General features: G+C 58.2%; 15 protein-coding genes and 2 rRNA genes (1 of these 17 cut by a window edge). 16 read left to right on the top strand and 1 reads right to left on the bottom strand.

Annotation, left to right across the window (positions count from 1 at the left end; translation table 11 throughout):
* The 7 genes from ACO9S2_RS13160 to ACO9S2_RS13130 form a co-directional block, all read left to right on the top strand.
* A 23S ribosomal RNA gene (locus tag ACO9S2_RS13160) occupies positions 1–444 on the top strand; it begins 2,563 nt to the left of the window's first position.
* Between the two features lie 138 nt (positions 445–582).
* A 5S ribosomal RNA gene (gene rrf / locus ACO9S2_RS13155) occupies positions 583–699 on the top strand.
* A gap of 720 nt (positions 700–1,419) precedes the next feature.
* Positions 1,420–2,943, top strand: a complete 1,524-nt coding sequence (locus ACO9S2_RS13150; protein ID WP_423722837.1) for a metallophosphoesterase — start codon at positions 1,420–1,422, stop codon at positions 2,941–2,943.
* A complete protein-coding gene (locus tag ACO9S2_RS13145; RefSeq protein WP_423722836.1) occupies positions 2,940–5,066 on the top strand; it encodes a CHAT domain-containing protein in 2,127 nt (708 codons plus the stop codon). Before ACO9S2_RS13150 ends, ACO9S2_RS13145 begins: the two co-directional genes overlap by 4 nt.
* On the top strand, positions 5,054–5,566 hold the full coding sequence (locus tag ACO9S2_RS13140) for a hypothetical protein (RefSeq protein ID WP_423722835.1): 513 nt from the start codon (positions 5,054–5,056) through the stop codon (positions 5,564–5,566). The genes ACO9S2_RS13145 and ACO9S2_RS13140 overlap by 13 nt, the downstream gene beginning before the upstream one ends.
* Before the next feature lie 616 nt (positions 5,567–6,182).
* Positions 6,183–7,148, top strand: a complete 966-nt coding sequence (locus ACO9S2_RS13135; RefSeq protein WP_423722834.1) for a hypothetical protein — start codon at positions 6,183–6,185, stop codon at positions 7,146–7,148.
* A 216-nt stretch (positions 7,149–7,364) separates the two neighbouring features.
* Positions 7,365–7,538, top strand: coding sequence for a hypothetical protein (locus ACO9S2_RS13130; RefSeq protein WP_423722833.1), 174 nt, complete (start codon positions 7,365–7,367; stop codon positions 7,536–7,538).
* Between the two features lie 121 nt (positions 7,539–7,659).
* Here the strand turns inward: ACO9S2_RS13130 and ACO9S2_RS13125 are convergent, their stop codons facing one another.
* The gene (locus ACO9S2_RS13125; protein WP_423722832.1) at positions 7,660–7,965 is read right to left on the bottom strand and encodes a hypothetical protein; all 306 of its coding nucleotides are present in this window, start codon (positions 7,963–7,965) and stop codon (positions 7,660–7,662) included.
* A gap of 493 nt (positions 7,966–8,458) precedes the next feature.
* On the opposite strand from ACO9S2_RS13125, the gene moaC reads away from it, so the two are divergent.
* The 9 genes from moaC (at position 8,459) to trxA (ending at position 17,623) form a co-directional block, all read left to right on the top strand.
* Positions 8,459–8,965, top strand: a complete 507-nt coding sequence (gene moaC, locus ACO9S2_RS13120; RefSeq protein WP_423722831.1) for a cyclic pyranopterin monophosphate synthase MoaC — start codon at positions 8,459–8,461, stop codon at positions 8,963–8,965.
* Positions 8,966–8,984: 19 nt separating this feature from the next.
* Complete coding sequence (locus ACO9S2_RS13115; RefSeq protein ID WP_423722830.1) at positions 8,985–9,680, top strand: molybdenum cofactor biosynthesis protein; 696 nt, start codon at positions 8,985–8,987, stop codon at positions 9,678–9,680.
* Positions 9,681–9,738: 58 nt separating this feature from the next.
* Complete coding sequence (gene moaA / locus ACO9S2_RS13110) at positions 9,739–10,803, top strand: GTP 3',8-cyclase MoaA (RefSeq protein ID WP_423722829.1); 1,065 nt, start codon at positions 9,739–9,741, stop codon at positions 10,801–10,803.
* Positions 10,804–10,985: 182 nt separating this feature from the next.
* Entirely contained in the window at positions 10,986–11,693 is a 708-nt protein-coding gene (locus ACO9S2_RS13105; RefSeq protein WP_423722828.1) for an urease accessory protein UreH, read from the top strand.
* A gap of 129 nt (positions 11,694–11,822) precedes the next feature.
* Positions 11,823–12,659 carry an acetyl-CoA carboxylase, carboxyltransferase subunit beta gene (gene accD / locus ACO9S2_RS13100; protein WP_423722827.1) on the top strand — a complete coding sequence of 279 codons (837 nt, stop codon included), beginning with the start codon at positions 11,823–11,825 and terminating at the stop codon, positions 12,657–12,659.
* Between the two features lie 232 nt (positions 12,660–12,891).
* The gene (locus ACO9S2_RS13095; RefSeq protein WP_423722826.1) at positions 12,892–14,187 is read left to right on the top strand and encodes a bifunctional folylpolyglutamate synthase/dihydrofolate synthase; all 1,296 of its coding nucleotides are present in this window, start codon (positions 12,892–12,894) and stop codon (positions 14,185–14,187) included.
* 1 nt (position 14,188) lies between these two features.
* Positions 14,189–16,654 (top strand): LPS-assembly protein LptD, encoded by a 2,466-nt coding sequence (locus ACO9S2_RS13090; protein ID WP_423722825.1) that lies wholly within the window; start codon positions 14,189–14,191, stop codon positions 16,652–16,654.
* Between the two features lie 17 nt (positions 16,655–16,671).
* Positions 16,672–17,091: a hypothetical protein gene (locus ACO9S2_RS13085; protein WP_423722824.1), complete on the top strand. Its 420-nt coding sequence runs from the start codon at positions 16,672–16,674 to the stop codon at positions 17,089–17,091.
* A gap of 184 nt (positions 17,092–17,275) precedes the next feature.
* Complete coding sequence (gene trxA / locus ACO9S2_RS13080; RefSeq protein WP_423722823.1) at positions 17,276–17,623, top strand: thioredoxin; 348 nt, start codon at positions 17,276–17,278, stop codon at positions 17,621–17,623.
* Positions 17,624–17,643: the final 20 nt, after the last annotated feature.

Below are 17,643 nucleotides of genomic sequence, written 5' to 3'. Positions count from 1 at the left end.
TCTCCCCCAAGAGTTCACATCGACGGGGAGGTTTGGCACCTCGATGTCGACTCATCGCATCCTGGGGCTGAAGCTGGTCCCAAGGGTTAGGCTGTTCGCCTATTAAAGCGGTACGAGAGTTGGGTTCAGAACGTCGTGAGACAGTTCGGTCCCTATCTGTTGTGGGCGGAGGAGAGTTGAGAGGGGCTTTCACTAGTACGAGAGGACTGTGAAGGACGGACCTCTAGTGTGCCGGTTGTCGCGCCAGCGGCAGCGCCGGGTAGCTATGTCCGGTGTCGATAATCGCTGAAAGCATCTAAGCGAGAAGCGTGCCTCAAGATTAGCTCTCCCGTAGCAATATGCTACCTAAAGACCACTTGTAGACCACGAGTTTGATAGGCTGGGTGTGGAAGGCCAGTGATGGCTGTAGCTAACCAGTACTAATCGGTCGTGCGGTTTAACATCCTTTGCTCCTGATAGACATGGTCTTCGCGCATAGCACAGTGCGCATCGTGATACGAAAGTGTGAAACGTGAATGGTTATTACCTGCTCATCTTTTACGCCGATCGCATCGCGAGATATATCAAGACGTATTCAATATTCCCGGTGGCCTTGCCGGAGGGGCCACACCCGTTCCCATACCGAACACGGAAGTTAAGCCCTCCAAGGCCGATGATACTGCTGCCGTGAGGCAGTGGGAAAGTAGGACGCTGCCGGGTTTCAAAAGAGCCTGCTAGAGCAATCTAGCAGGCTTTTTTATTGCCATATGATAGTCATGAAGATCTCGTGGTGATCATGGGATCCAATGTAGGCATTAAGGTGAAGAGCCTGAGATATAGGCACAAGACGTGGATGATCCACTTTTTTCTTCCAAAAGCCAGCTGATCAAACGGTCAGTGGCCTTTTGCTGGCGTGATGATTGGCGAACGGTATTTTGTTGCGCCTAATTGACCCATGGGCGCAACAAGAAAACTCACCCGAGCTTCTGCAGGTATGATCAATGTTGTGCTGCTAGGTTCGCAGAATTGTCCAGTAAGTTTCTCCTGATCATTAAGGGAGTGAGCCTCTGCTTGGCAGTACTCCGGCCCAGCTTCTTCCGCCTAGCTTCTTTTAACTGATTTCGTTAACCTGTCGCATCATACGCTTTTGTAAACTCAGCGGCTCGGTGAGACACGTGTGACGGCGATCAAGCTTAGGCGCTCCATCTTTCCACTGAGAATTCGGCTGCCTCTTCGGATAAGGTTGTTCAACCCGGTGAATGTTTCTGCCAGGCCATCCACGTACTGCCAGTTTGGTGGGGGCGCTAGCGATCGGGTTTCGTTTTCGGAATATTCAGACGCAGGTGCCTGCTGGCAGAATCTGTAGCAACGACTTGTGTGGGCTGGTGTCGGGGGAATCCTTCAAATAAAAACGCAGTGTGTGTCAGTGAGGTGGCATTCATGATTCCAATTTTCGATGAGCTTCATGTGGTCTCCGATCTCCACCTTGGAGGAAGGACGGGTTTTCAGATTTGCAATAAGGGGCAGCGATTGGCGAATACCATCGAGAAGTTCTCCCAATCGGGGCCGCGCCGGGTTGGATTGGTGCTGAATGGAGACATCGTCGATTTTCTGGCGGAAGATGATGGGGCAGGGAGTTATCTCGACAGTGACGGCGCGATCGCCAAGTTGACGAGGATCTTTCACGAGGACGAGGCCTTTAAGCCCGTATGGGAAGCGCTGCAGAAATTTGTGCATACGCCCGATTGCCGATTGGTGCTGGTTCTGGGGAATCACGATGTGGAATTGGCGCTTCCCCATGTTCGGGAGTGGATACTCGATGAGCTGTCGGGCGGGAATGAGGCGGCGCGGGGTCGCGTGCTGTTTGCGGTCGACGGGGCCGGATTTGCCTGCACTGTGGGTGGGAAGCGCGTTTTGTGCGTCCATGGGAACGAAGTTGATACCTGGAATCTCGTGGACTATCGCGCGTTGTTAGAGGTGGCGAGATCGGTCAATCGAGGCCAGGCTCCGCAGGAGTGGGATGCGAATGCCGGCACTCGTCTGGTCGTCGACGTCATGAACAAGGTCAAAATGACGTATCCTCTGGTGGACCTGTTGAAGCCGGAAACGAAGGCCGTGTTGCCGGTGTTGGCGGCGTTGGATCCGAGCCAGCTGTCGGCGATCGGGAAATTGCTCCGTGTGGCCACGTTTCTTTCACGCGACAAGGTCCGGCATTGGACCGGATTTCTTTCGGCCGAGGAGGAACTCAACAAGGACGCAGATGCTCCAACGGACTCCGAAGTGCTCGCGCAATTTCTGCATACCCATTTTGCGGATTATTCCGGCGCGGAACGCGAGGACGTGGATGCCCTCCTGTTGGAGGCGTATCGGAGTGTGGAGGAGGGAAAAGATCCGAAGGACAGTGCCGAGGTCCAGAATGTCCAGTTTCTGCAGGCGAATGTGCTGGAGTCCTTCAAAGACTATATGGGCATGGGGCAAGGCAAGGAGGATTTCCTCCGCAAGTGGTTGCAGTTCCAGTTGGGGGCGGATCAATCATTCTCTGTGACCGATCGTGATGAGACCTTCGTTGAATTGGATAAGTTAATCGGGCCGGAGGTCGATTACCTGATTGCAGGGCATACCCATCTTCGCCGGGCCATTCAGCGAGCCGGGGGTAAATACTATTACAATACCGGCACCTGGATCCGGCTCATCGGGCTGCCGCCGGAATTGTTGACGGAGAAGGAGCAGTTTGAGGCGGTCTTTAAGGCGTTTCAGACGGGGACTATGGCAGCCCTCGACAATCTGAGGCTCGGATTGTCCGGCACTACGGAGCCGAGGCCGCTTGTCCTTACTCCCTCGACGGTCGTCACCATCGCCGTCGATTCAAAAACCAAGAAGACCTACGGGGTCATGAGGGAAGCGCAGGACAACGGGAATTTACAGGAAGTGCCGGGGACCCGTATGGGGGAGGGGGGCCAATGAGCACCGTTCGAACTGTCGCATTGGAGTTTTTGCGGAAGGGCCCGCCCCACAATCAACTGTTGTCGCCGTTGACAGACTATCTGGGGCTCTGCGGCAATCACGAAGCGGCCGTGATCAAAGTGCCCTACGAGCATCAGGACTTCTTGCCGCTGCTTGAAAACCTGCGCTATGTCGATCAGCGTATGGGCAGTGAGGAGTTGCATCGCCGGTATCGCGCGCTGGATGAGGTGGCCGGAAAAGTCACGGACATCCTCTCTTCTGTTCGCGGGCTTGTGGCTGAACTCAATCATCGCTCAGAGACGCGCGAAGTCATGACCCATCTTTCATTAGTGATCTCGGCCGCCGAACTGGCTTTGTTGCCGTTTGAGTTGTCGAAGGTGCCGAAAGGCTGTCCCGGTGGAGACGGTAACTGGTTTCTGCTCCAAACACTCGCTCCGATCAGTTTAACGAGGCAAGTGCGAACGGTTTCAAATCAGGCGGTGTCCTGGCCACAGAAGCCCAAAATCCTGTTCGTGGCCGCTGCCCCGAGAGGGATGAAGGTCCCGCTGAAGCAACATGTGCAGGCCCTGGTTCACGCGATCAATCCGTGGGCGGCCGCGGTGAACCCGGAAGACAGTGATGAGATCTTGAAAAACACCAAGGGGATGCTGACGGTGATCACCGGCGCCACGATCAGCGCAGTTGAAGAAGCCTGCGCCAAAGAGGTCTATACCCATGTGCATGTGCTTGCCCACGGTATGGAAGACAAAAATAGGCCTGGTAAGCCCTACGGCGTAGCCTTTCATAGCCAATATGGGCGCGACGCGATCGATGTCGTCGGGGGGGAGCGGTTTGCGATGGCACTCCGCGGATTGAGGACGCCCCCTGTTGTGGAAGGGAAGAATGTGACCCGCTTGCCGGCTGTCGTGACGATGGCCACTTGTGAAAGCGGCCATGTGAGTTCAGTGATCCAGCAAAATGGGGCCAGCTTTGCGCATGATCTCCATCAGTCCGGTGTGCCGTTTGTCGTGGCCTCTCAGTTTCCCTTGTCCATCCCCGGTTCCGTTCACATGGTCGAAGTCCTTTATAACGGTTTGCTCTGGGGAGAAGACCCCCGCATCGTGATCCATCGTCTGCGCAAGAAACTCTTCGCCCTCAGTTCGTCTGAAACCCACGATTGGGCCAGCGTCGTCTGTTATGCCGCGCTCCCTCAGGATCTGGAAGAGCAACTTGAAGATATGCGGTATGCGCAAGCCCGGCTGGCCATCAACTGTGCGATGAACCAGATCGATGTGTTCATCGATAATAACAAAGGAAGGCAGAACCAATTCGACGGGCGACGAATTGAGCGGCTCTTTGCCAAGGAGGAGGAGGCGAAGCGTTGGTTGCCGAGTAGCGGGCGATATGAATTGGAGGGGAAGGCGTTGCTGGCCAGTACGGAGAAGCGTAAATCTCAGGCTCAGTATCGTATCGCGGGTTTGTTGGCAGAGGAGGAAAGGGAGCGAGAACACAATCGCTATCTCGCCGAGTCCGTGAAGTCCCTCAGGCGGGCCGGTGATCAGTATGAGCAGGTGTACTGTCGGCTCCGGACTGATACGGCCATGGCCTCGGTGGGTGGGGCCCATACTCCGAAACGAAATATCCTTCACTGGGTGTTGTGCCAGTCCCTCTCCTTGAGCGTGGTCTTTGGAGAAAAGTTGAGGGTGGAGGAATGGCGTATGGCCGAGCAGTCCGCCCTGCTGGATTCGATGGTTGATAAGTCGGAGACGAAAGCCTGGGCTCACGCCACATTGGCGGAGTTGTATCTGCTTCTACTGGCTTATCCGAGAAGCCAACGGCCTCGGGGGGTCGCTACCGATCAAATTGTCCGGAACAGGACATTGGAGCACATCGAAGAGTTAGTCTTGGAAAAGGGAGTGGCTTCATTTGAGGTCTATTCGACAAAGCGGCAATTTGAGCGGTATCGGGATTGGTGGTGTGTTGCAGATTTCGTCAGGGAACTCCCTGGAGCGGAACGGCGAGAGACACAGGCCTGGGACACGACCGCCGGTTTCTTGGGACTAGTCGGAGAGATCGTGGCGAAGCTTGAAACCGGTCAGGATCCGGAATCGCGGGGCAAGAAGCAGCGGGGGTGGCAGGCATGAAGATACCGGTCTTCGTCTCTGCTCCAACGACGCTTTCGCCGGAGCAACAACTCGCAAAGCAGCTCATTCTTGATGAGTTGGATCGATTGGAGCTTGAGCCCCGTGCCATCGGGGTGTCTGACTTCGCCACTCAATTTCCTCTCCGGGAGGTGGTGGTGCTTGCCAGGCATTGCTCTGGAGGGGTGATCCTTGGGTTTGAACAATTTCGAGTGCTGAAGGGGATTCGGAAGCACGGGACGCCGAAACAGACTGAGGTCAATAACGTAATCATTTTCCCGACGGAGTGGAATCAGCTTGAGGCAGGCATTCTATTTTCGGCAGGCCTTCCGCTTCTCGTCTTCAAGGAGCCTGGTTTGGCAGGCGGAATTTTTGATCTGGGAGTATCTGACGTGTTTCTCTATGAGATGCCCAAGGCAACAGCGTCGGATGCCGAGAGAAAGGCGCTCGCATCCGTTTTCCTCAAGTGGCAGGCGAAAGTCCGCGAGCATTACTACAAATAAGGCGTGGTGAGAAGGGGAGATGTGAGGAGGCTGGTCGTGCCGGGTCTCTTCGCTTGGTGGTCGTGGGAGCGGGGTTATCCCGGTTTGTGGCGGTGCCGGGAAGACTTCTTCGATGAAGCCTACCAGTTGTTGGTATCGTTAGATCTCTGCCCGAGTCTCTTGGCGGTACTTGGAAATTTCGAAATAAGAGGTTGTTGATGCGGCTCACGCCGCATCGATCTTTCCCGCCGGCGGAACCGCTCGACGGAGTCTTCCGCTGCTTGACAGAGGTTCTGTGGCGGCGTAGGCTTGAGTTGTTCTTCTCGTAACCGCCTCACTCTGCAGGTGGTGATTATGGTCCTCCGTGGAACTCAGATTCAACGGTATGGACCTGCCGGGTGGAAACTCTTCACCAGACGGGCTCTTCTCTCCAGTACTGCAATAGAGCGGTCCTTTTCTGATCGTGCGTTGCGTCGGCCACGGTGTTCGATGCAGCATCGGTTTTGTCCAGCCGTTATTGAGAGGTCTAGAGCATGGTCATCGTTCCTCCTCATCCACCGTTTCAGCTGATCCGAGCAACCGATCGCCTGGCTGGCTTGCCTCGCGCCGCATTGCCCGATTCAGAAAGGAGGTTGTTATGTCTTATCGATACAACGGCATCGACATCGTGGTCGGCGTCGGCATGTGTGCCATCGTCTTTGGAGCGCTCCTGCTCGTGTTCGCAACCAGCGGGATGTTCCTGGTAGCTACTTCAGAGCCAATCGCATTTGAACAACCCTCAGTCATGACCGCCGGAATGACCTGGCTGCAGCCGGCCTTGGGGCAGGCCATCGTCGAGAGAACGCTTCTCCAGCACCAGAGCGATCGCATGATGGCATCGGCCCTCTCAGAGTGGAATCAGGCCATGCTGGCTCACCGCAGCCTGCAATCCGCCTCAGGCGATCCGTTCGCTATCATCAGACAACGCGCGGCGACCGTGCCCGATGACCATGCGGCTCGTGTCCAGGCCGTCATGGGACGGTCCATCGTGAATTTTACCCGGCGCGGCGTTCGCAGCGGCATCTTGTCGGCAGATCTGTATCTATCGGATTACAACCGCGGCATGATCGATGTGGCAGAAAGGATGGGGCAACGTCTTGATAGCGGATTCGCATCGACGTGGCAGGCCACCCTCGGCCAATGGATTGTCGATGCAAGCCGGGACTACGCCGGCCGGTATGCCATGGTTCAGGAGCGACTGGGAACGGCGATTATGCATATGAATATGGCGCAGGCTAAGACCGGCCTGGAAGACGCATGGGCGTCAAATCAATATCAATTGGCCAGTCTGCTTGCTGCGGTCGATCGCACGACAGCGACGGCGGACCGGTTCACGCAATTGGCGGCGGCCGAGGCCGAATTGACGTCCAAGCCGGCATCTGTGGTGATGGCAAGAACCGTGACGTGGCCGGAGATTCCGATGGGCTACATGATTGCCGCGGCCCTGATGCTAATGACCGTGTTTTTCGGAGGGATCAACTTCTCAGCGGCGAGAAGGGAGGCGAAAGCGTTGGCCGAGCGGAATCGTGATGCGGCCAAGTGGGTCTATCGCACGGCGGCATGAACCTGCCGAACACGTGGTGCGGAAGAGTGGCTCGTGTTGCTCGGGGCCAATCTGTTCCTGTGTTTGAGTCTGGTGTCCGGCGGGGCCAAAGAGCCTCGCCGGCATCAAGCCGGACTCCCGCGAGAGAGAAGCCGTGCCGGTCACGACCCGACGAGTCGCATAGATGCAGGAGCAAATTGGTCCGAAACTCACCGCAGAAGAATTGTGAGGTGTCTTATGGTCGAGATCATTGGGCTCACGACAATCAGCGCATTGGTCTGGCTCTTGGCCTGGTCCATGGCGGGGGAGAGCGATGCGGAGAGGAAAAGGTCATTGAACCTGCGCGATCAGTCCATCTCAGGCCTGGGTGGCGAGGGGCAGAAGGAGAAATCTTTCAAGGTTGCAGCTTGATGCGCCGTTTGCTTGGAACGTTGGATGGAATGGGCTTTCGAGCAGGCAGAGAGGGAGAAGGGGCTTGGGCGCGTTACACCGGGTCTGACTGTCTTAGGAGAGTGGTGAGTCTTGGACTGGATCAGGGGATGGCGATCGTGCCTTCGATGCTGAAGCCTGTCTTCGAGACCGTTACCGGCGAGGCGCCGGCTTCCTTTAACTTGTCTCCCAAGCCGGATGACAGGAGCGTCTGTTGCAGGCCTTCGGCGGTCTGATCGAGCAGAAAGTCGAGGCCCAAGACTGCGTAATGTAAGGGACGCCCCTGCGGCGCATCGACACGGAAGACCTGTGCGCGGCTGGTGCCTTCCTGAAAGTCGGCGATGTGATGCTTGGGAAACTGCTGGCGCAGATAGAGGCGGATCACATCAAATTTGGCTGAATTACTCATATATCTTCCCTGCCTTTCGCGGGAGATCTTTCCGCCGAGCCAATAGAGATCTTTCCCCTTGGGCTACAACCACGTTCATTATACCCCCGTGCGCACCTCAAAGTCAGGATGTCTTAGGCCGCACGTGCTTAGCTTTCCCAGATGTGGAGAAATGACTCCCAGCCCCGTCGTTTCCCTCACAACTCTGAGCAAGTTGGCGGGTGGATGGTTAGTGAATGTTCTGTAGCAGTTCGCTGCGGGCTTTTTCCTTTTGATTGCGCTAACCAGGCTAATCGTCGCCAAGGTCAACTTCCCGAATCGATTCCACAGCCCGACATAAGCCAAGCGCGTGGCGATGATCTTCTCTGTGGACAGGATCGAGATAGATACAGAGCAGGTGGCAGGGTAGACCAACAACACTTGTTGTCATGCAGGCACTCCCTTGACTCCCATTTCCACCGGCCCCTATAATCACCGGTCGGCGCAGTCGTAACCAGCTGATTCATCGAGGAAAATGGCTGAGTTCACCCATTTCAACGAGTCGGGCCGCGCGCGGATGGTCGACGTCAGCGCGAAGCATTCGACCGAACGGATTGCGACGGCGCAGGCGACGGTCTTCATGCTGCCGCTGACGCTGGAGAAGATCCAGCAGGGCAAGATCGCCAAGGGCGATGTGCTCGCCGTGGCTCAGGTGGCCGGGGTGATGGGGGCCAAGAGGACCCCGGATCTCATTCCCATGTGCCATCCCCTTCTTATTACCAGCGTCGATATCTCCTTCAAAGAAGAGTCTCAACCAAATCGTGATGGACTCTGTGCCGTCCAGATTTTTGCAACCGTAAAGACAACCGGGCAGACCGGTGTCGAGATGGAAGCAATGACGGCGGCAACCGTTGCGGCGCTCACGATCTATGATATGTGCAAGGCCGTCGATCGCGGGATGAGTTTCAGCGACGTGTGTTTGCTGTCGAAGTCCGGCGGAAAGTCTGGGACCTACACGCGAGAAGGCTCAGGCCGAGGTTAAGGCCAAGGTTGGGGATTAAATGGTGACAATCAAGCTGTTCGGCATGACCAAGTCGCTGGCCGGGAATCAAGGATCCCTCTCTCTGGCATTGCCGAATGGCGGCAGAGTGAAAGATTTGGTTGAGCTTCTCAACGCTCACTATCCGATGATCGGCGAGTTGATTCACAAGAAGAAGGTGCTGGTCTCGGTCAATCACGAGATTGCTCACGAAGAGACGAAAGTTGCAGACGGCGACGAAATTGCCTTACTCCCTCCATTCGCAGGTGGATCAGGTATGGATCAGATAGAAGATAGCCAACTCGTCAGGGTTCAGCGTGAGAACTTTTCCATCGATCAGGAACTCGACCGTGTCAAGAGCCGGTCGAAGCGGATCGGCGGGATTGCGACGTTTCTGGGTATTGCCCGGGACCGCTCGAAAGGGCGCGACGTGGACAGCATCACCTTCGAGCATTACGAGGGGATGGCGCAAAAGAAGCTGCGCGAAATACGCGAGCGGGCGCTGAAGGATTTCGACATTCTTGAGCTGCTGATCATCCATCGCTATGGCGAAATTACGATCGGCGAAAACATTGTGCTCATCATCGCGGGCGCCGAGCATCGCGCCGAGGCGTTCCGGGCCTGCAAGTGGGCCATCGACGAATTGAAGCAGATCACTCCGATTTGGAAGCTGGAACATACTCCCGAAGGGGAAGTCTGGGTGGAAGAGCATCCGTGACCTCCGTGAAGCGTTAGGCGTGAAACGTGAACCGTCTGGAAGATCGCCGGAAATTATCATGAGCGAATCAACAGTGGGTGCGTCTCTCCCTATGGTGGTCGATACCCATCACCGCCCGCTGCGGAGCTTGCGGTTGTCTGTGACGGATCGCTGCAATCTGCGCTGCCAGTACTGCATGCCGGAGGAGGAGTATGTCTGGTTGCCGCGCGAAAACGTGCTCAGCTTCGAGGAAATGCAGCAGCTGGCCGGCTACTTTGCTGATCTGGGCGTGGATAAGGTGCGGCTGACGGGCGGGGAGCCGTTGTTGCGGCGGGATCTGTCTCGGCTCGTGCGGCTGCTGCTGCAAGACCGGCGGATCACGGAAATCGCGCTCACGACCAACGGCATTCTGCTCGCCGATCAAATTCAGGATCTGTATGAAGCGGGGCTGCACCGGGTTACGGTCAGTCTCGATACGCTACGGCCCGAGCGGTTTCGCCAGTTGACCAGGCGCGATGAATTCGCCCGTGTCATTGAAGGAATTGAATCGGTCGGGAAAACCGGATTCACGGGCTTGAAGCTCGACACCGTGGCGATTCGCGGATTCAACGACGACGAATTGGTCGGGCTGATCGAGTTTGCCAAACACTATCGGGCCGAGGTGCGGTTCATCGAGTACATGGATGTCGGCGGGGCGAACGATTGGTCCCTGGCCAAGGTGCTGTCCAGGGCAGCGATTCTGGAGCAACTCACGCAGCACTATGGGCCGATCGTCGCCTTGCCGGCCCGCGACGCGGCTCCGGCCCAGCGGTTTCAACTGCCGGACGGGACGACCTTCGGCATTATTCCCTCCACGACGACGCCGTTCTGCGCAACCTGCGACCGCAGCCGGGTCACGGCCGATGGCATGTGGTATTTGTGCCTCTATGCGTCAAACGGGCAAGATCTGCGGCAGCCGTTGCGTGCCGGCGCCAGCCCCGACCACATGCGCGCGTTGATTCGCGCGGGGTGGGAGGCGCGGCGGGATCGTGGCGCCGAGGAGCGTAAGTCGCTGGAGCGATCGGGCTTGCGTAACGGGAAGCTGATCGGCATCGATCAACTGCGAGAAGATCCACACTTGGAAATGCATGCCCGTGGCGGGTGAGCAGGCGGTTGCCCAGGGAGATACACAGAGGTGTTTCTCCGTTCGCCAAGATCATTGCGATGGGCAAACGGATCGCACGAAGTGCGGTGTGTACCTCTTCGCCTCTTCTCTTGCTGCGGCGTTGCTGGCCGGTCTTTCTGAACAGCCTGCGGCGATGTCCTTTCTTCTCTGTGACGGGCCTCATGCTTGAGATGAATCTCCTGACATTTCTCGGCGTCGGTTTTGTGCTTGGACTGCGCCACGCCCTGGACGCCGACCATCTGGCTGCGGTCTCGACGGTGCTTGCGGAACGGCCGTCGATGCGCGCGTCGGGGCTTGTGGGGTTGTGGTGGGGGCTGGGGCATACGCTGACGCTCATGCTGATCGGGGCGGCGGTGTTGGTGTCGGGAGTGCAGGTTCCAGAACCGTTGGCGGTCTTGGCCGAATGCGGCGTCGGAGCGTTGCTGGTGTTTCTGGGCGGGACCTTGGCCGTCAAGCTATATCACGAGCGCTGGCACGTGCACAGTCATCTGCATGATGGCGAGCCGCATGTGCATTTGCACAGTCATCAGCGTCAAGACGATCACGTGCATGCGCATTGGACCGCCCGCTCGCTTCGGCCGCTGTTGATCGGCATGGCCCATGGCATCGCGGGATCGGCCGCCTTGATGCTGGTGATTCTGTCGAATACCAGCGGAATCGGGCAGGGGCTGCTCTATATTGCCGTGTTCGGCATCGGATCGATTTTCGGAATGATCGCGATCGGGGTGACGCTGAGTCTGCCGGTCTTGTGGTCGCTGGCGGCGGGCCGGCGCGCGTTCGTGGCTGTGCAAAGTTTGGCGAGTCTCGGAAGCGTTTGTCTCGGGCTCTGGATGCTGTATACGCTCATTCTCTCTCCCGGAAATTTTTGACAGCGCACGCGCCGGGATGCGGATAGCACGTGCGTCATTCTGATGGCTGTGTTATTCTGCGCTGTCGTCAACGGGCGGGCCTCCGATGGCCGGCATGCGATGTGACCGTCTGATCTAAAGGATACAATTATGGCCTGGTTCAAGAAACAGAAACCGACCGGCTCCGAGGTCCCGCCGCGTTCGAAATCCTCCGAGGGCATGTGGCTCAAGTGCAACCATTGCCGGGAGATCGTGTATCGCAAAGAGGTGGATCGGAATAACAAGGTGTGCCCGAAGTGTGATTACCACTTCCCGATTTCCGTGACGGAGCGGATTGCGTTGCTGGTGGATTTCGGCACGTTCAAGGAATGGGACGCGGAACTCTCGCCGCAGGATCCTCTGAATTTTCACGACACCAAGTCTTATAAGGACCGGGTGAAGGCGCAACAGGAAAAAACCGGCCGGAAGGACGCGCTTGTTATCGGCGAGGGCCTGCTGGAAGGCCGCCGGGTGATCTTCTGTCTCTTTGATTTCAGCTTTATGGGCGGGAGCATGGGCTCAGTAGTCGGGGAGAAGTTCTGCCGCGCGATCGATCGCGCGCTGGAGATGAAGCTGCCGGTGGTGCTCGTCACGGCGTCCGGCGGCGCGCGCATGCAGGAAGGCATTCTCTCGCTGATGCAGATGGCGAAAACCTCGACGGCGGTTGCCAAACTAGGCGAGGCCAAGCTGCCGTTCATCTCGATTCTGGCGGATCCCACGTTCGGCGGGGTGACGGCCAGCATTGCCATGCTCGGTGATGTGATTATCGCGGAGCCGAAGGCGCTCATCGGGTTTGCCGGCCCCCGCGTCATCGAGCAGACGATCAAGCAACAGTTGCCGGATCAGTTTCAGCGGGCGGAGTTCCTGCTGGAGCACGGCATGATCGACATGATCGTCGAGCGTAAGCAACTCAAGGATACGCTGAGCACCCTTGTCAATCATTTCTAGCAGGATGTTGAAATAGGCTGCCAGGGGCGTTCTCGCGACGCGAAGAGGCTCAATGTACGGCATAGAGTACGCTTCGCTTCTTCTCGTGCTGCGGCCTTGCTAGACAGCCTTTTTGAACATCCCGCGGGGTCTTTCCATCCCGGCTGTGGGTGTTCATCGCGTTGTGTTTCCAAGGTGCCATGATAGTTTTTCGACAACCTGCTAGTTCGGCGCACCCTCCCCGGTTCAGCGCATGACCTATTCGGCTGCCACTGCATACCTCTACGGTCTCCAGAAACACGGGATCAAGCTGGGGCTCGAGAACATGCGGGCGCTTATGGAGCGGCTCGGGCATCCGGAGCGCCGCGTCCGGAGCCTGCACATCGGCGGGACGAACGGCAAGGGCTCGACGGCCGCCATGACTGCGGCGATACTACAAGCGGCGGGATATCGCGTCGGCCTCTACACCTCGCCGCATCTCGTCGATTTTCGCGAGCGCATCCGTATCAATCAGGTCATGATTCCTGAGCAGCGGGTGGCCGAGCTGACCGGGCGACTTCAGGCCGTCCTGGCGTCCGATCTGGTCCCCACCTTCTTTGAGTTGACCACGGCCATGGCCTTCCTCTACTTTGCGGAAGCCGCCGTCGATGTGGCCGTGCTGGAGGTGGGACTCGGAGGCCGCTTCGATGCGACGAATGTGGTTGAGCCGCTGGCCTGCGCCGTCACGACGATCGCGCTGGATCATCAGGACTATCTCGGCAACACCGAGCGCTCGATCGGGTTTGAAAAGGCCGGCATCATCAAGCCGGGCGTACCGGTGGTGCTCGGGCGGATCGCGGGGGAGGCGTTGGCGGTGATTCGGGAGATCGCGCGGGAACGCGCCGCGCCCGTGATGGCACTGGAGCGGGATTTTTCCCTGGACAGGGCCGGGCCCGGGCAGTTCTCCTACCAGGGGCGGACCCGTGCGGTGCGGAATTTGAGCTGCGCGCTGGCTGGGCGCCATCAGTTGGACAATGCCGCCTGTGCTGTGGCGCTGATCGAGGCCGCCGAGGGGAAGGGGCTGGCGGTCAGCGATGACGCCGTGCGACGGGGATTGGCGTCGGTGCTGTGGGAAGGCCGTCTGGAGTGTGTGGAGCAGGATCCCGCTGTGTTCCTTGACGGGGCGCACAATCCGGCTGCGGCGCAGGTATTGGCGGCGTATCTTGGCGACTGGCTGGCCTCGCGACCGGGGGCTCGCCTGATTCTCGTATGGGGCATGATGCGTGACAAGGATCACCGCGGGTTTATCGAGCCGCTGCTCCCCCTCGTGTCCGAGGTTGTGCTGACACGGGCGGATATGGCCCGGTCTGCAACGGTTCAGGACCTGCGGGAGGCCATCGGAGGTCGTATCCCGCGGTGTCATGACTCGCCGGCGGCGGCCGAGGCTCTGGCGCTGGCGAAAACGAGGGCGGCCCGGCCCGATCTGATTTGTGTGGCCGGCTCGCTCATGCTCGTGGGTGAGGTGAAGGCTCTCATACGCGGCTGTGGGCTGTCACCGCTCCGAGGCTAGCATGGTGGGTGGCCTGTCGCGGATATCTCGGGGACTGCTTCTGCTGCTGAGTGCACTCATCTTCATCTCCCCGTTATTCCCGCTCCCCGCCTGGGGCAAGACGAAGCAACTTGGTCCTGGCGGATCGTCCTCAGGCTCGCTCCCGCTTGATGTGAACGCCGACCGGCTGGATTACCGCCAGGATCAAGATATCTACGAGGCCGACGGCTCCGTCGTCATTCAGCAGGGGACGATGCGGCTCACAGCGGATCATGTAACGATCGCGGTCTTGCCCGGCATCGTGACGGCCACGGGCCATGTGCGTCTGATCGACCGGCAGGCTGACGTCACGACGGAGCGGCTGGAATTTAACGTCAACACGGAAGCCGGTATCCTGACGCATGGCCAGCTCTATGTGTCCCGCACGAATTCGCTCGTGTCCGGCCGGCAGATGCAGCGGTTTTCCGAGTACCATTACCGGGTGAAGGAAGGTGACTTCACCAATTGCGATGCGCAAGAGGGAGAGGTGCCGGCCTGGCGGATTCGGTTCAAAGATCTCGATTTGAATGTGGGGGACAGTCTGGCCTTTAAGGGCGTGTGGCTGTGTGTGGCCGATGTGCCGGTGGTGCCGCTTCCCACCATGACCTACCCCCTTTCGAAGAGGCAAAGCGGGTTGTTGCTGCCGTCTGTGGGGTGGGACAATCGTTTCGGGACGCAGTTGCAAGAGAGTTTCTATTGGGCGATCAATCCCAGTCAGGATCTCACGATAACGCCTTCTTACCAAAGCAAGCTGGGGTACGGCAGCGATTTTGAGTATCGATATGTCCTGGACCGGCTGTCACGCGGCCAGTGGCATCTGAGTTATCTTCAGCAGACCCAATTGCCCAATGTGACGGGAGTGGATCAGACGAGCTCTGAGGTCAAACGGGCTCGGGCCCTTCTCGCCGGCACCCATACGCAGCAGTTTACGGAGGCCTTGCTGCTGCGAGCGAACGTGAATTATGTGACAGACCCCGACTATCTCCAGCAGTTGAGCAATTCGGGCGCGCAGCGCGCGCTTCCCAGCAACGAATCAAACCTGCTTGTGAATCAGCGCCTGGGCTACGGAAATCTCTATTTCCTGGGCCAATATCTTCAGCCGTTGCAGGCCGGCGGAACGGATACATTCCAGCGTCTTCCCGAGACGGGCTATACCCTGCCGAACACGTCGCTGTTCGCGTCGCCCTTGCTGTTCGGGATGGAGGGGGACTTCGTCAATTTTTACCGGGAGCAGGGGTTCACGTTGAATCGCGTCAACGTCGCACCGAGTCTTTCGACGGATGTGATCGATCTGGGTCATATGCTGGGGATCACCCCGCAAGCCAAGTTCCGGGAGGTTTATTACACGCGCGGGGTGCAATCGAATGACAGTGAGCATCGCGAAACATTCTGGGCCGGGGTTGACGCGACCTCGAAGCTCGCCCGGCGATTTGGATTGGATGGCGGGGGCACCCTGCTGCACACCCTTGAACCGTCGGTGATGTATGAATATGTCCCCGGGACGGATCAATCGCAGATTACCCAGATCGATCAGATCGACGACTTGCCCAAGAAGAATCTCTTGACCTATGCATTGCACAGTCGGGTGCTGGAGAATGACGGGAAGAAGACCTTCAATTGGTTGGATCTGACGTTGGCGCAGAGCTATCATGTCGGAGCCGTCCAAACACAGGCCCGGGATTTCACTCCCGGTGTCCTCCCGCCGTTCGGCTCGATCACGCAGCCGTTGCAGCCGGCGACGGTGGCCATCGACGGGAAGAAGTTCTCCGACCTGTGGATGCGGGCGGTCATCGGCAATACCGCTCCGGAGTTCACGCAGGCGCAGATGGGGGCGCAGGCCTTCGGTCGCGGTGCCGGCAATGTCGCTCTCCAGCGGCCGACAATCAATCAGTATTTGACGGTCGATGCGTTCTTCGATCCCTATAGCGGCGTATTGAGCCAGTGGAACACGGATCTGCGGGTTCAAGAAGAAACCAATTGGTATGTGGAAGTGGGGCAGCGGTATTCGCGTGAGGGCAATCGCGTGCGGCGGGGTGATTTGTGGAATCCGATTTCGTTCAACGAGGTGTATGCCCCCACGCAGGAAATCCAGTTCGTGACAGCCGGCGGCGGATTCCGGACGCCGTGGGGGTGGACGATCGGAGCAAAGAGCTACTATGACGTGAAAAACGGGAAGAGTTCTGAAACCGATGTGGTGGCGCTTTATCAGAACCCCTGCAAATGCTGGTCGCTCGGCCTCTTCTATCTCCAGTTCCCGGATCGGGCGCAATATAGCTTCATGTTTAATCTCACCGGCATTGGTTGGACGGAAAATCTCGGCACGCAAGTTATGCGGTCGATTCTCAGCCCATTGTTATGGGGGGAGCGCGGACTGCCCTGGGCCTCGCCGACTGGTCCCTACGGACGTCCGCAAGCCGGTGTCTCCACCGGTGGGATCGGCGGCCTGTAAAGGCCTGGACCCGTGTGATGGAAACGGGTTGGCTTGGGGAACACGGCGTTGCCGGCGGCGGTATCGTGACCGTATGCTTCCTGTGCCGGTTGCTCGGGTGCGCGGGGCCAGGCGTGCAGGGGCCTCATGCCGCTCTCTCGAACTTTCAACGGGCAAAGGGGTTTCCAGCGGCGGGAGATTTTCGCCGCGCCATGGAGGTCTGCCGGGCCGATGTGAGTGAACGGCCGTCGGCCTCCAGTTATGTCGCGCTCCCCTCTGTGTATCATGCGCTGGATGCCTGCCTCGATTCGCTGGCCGAGGCTGATCGATGGGTTGCCGTCGAATTACTCGCGCAGAGCCTCCCGGCCGGAGGGCCGAAGGAGTTGCTGGATTCTCCGGATATGCTCCCGAGGATCGCCAAGGCGTTGACCTCATCGTCGGTCAGGCTCGATGAGTAGGCGGTGGCTGTCTTATGGGGACAGCAAAAGGTCCGGCGGGAACATCGCCGAGAGGATTGGTGGTTCGGGGTGCCTGAGGAGTGGACGTGGTAGCACTTCATTTGACACCCTAAATGAGGGTGCGGTACGATGCAGCGTTCTGTGCGAGATGATTCAGTGTCTTTTTCTGAAGGAGGTTCCTGACGTGGCTGGTGATGCGTTGAAGGTCGAAGATTCGACGTGGGACTCGGAAGTGATGAAGGCGTCGGAGCTGGTGATGGTCGATTTCTGGGCTGTTTGGTGCGGCCCTTGTCAGATGGTGGCGCCGATCATCGACGAGCTTGCCAAGGAATATGCCGGGAAGGTGAAGGTCCGGAAGCTGAATACGGATGAAAACCCTGAAGTGGCGGGCCGTTACCAGGTGATGAGCATTCCCACGATCCTGTTTTTCAAGAACGGGCAACTGGTTGAAAAGCTCGTCGGGGCCAGACCGAAGCGGCAGTTTAAAGAAATGATCGATTCACTGCTGGCCCAGCACGCCGGTACTGCCTAGGGCGTCCCACTTCCGCAGCC

It is taken from the genome of Nitrospira sp. NS4 (assembly GCF_049546785.1).
GTDB lineage: Bacteria > Nitrospirota > Nitrospiria > Nitrospirales > Nitrospiraceae > Nitrospira_D.
Note: the sequence above shows the minus strand (reverse complement) of the source record. Positions and strands in the feature narration are given on the sequence as shown.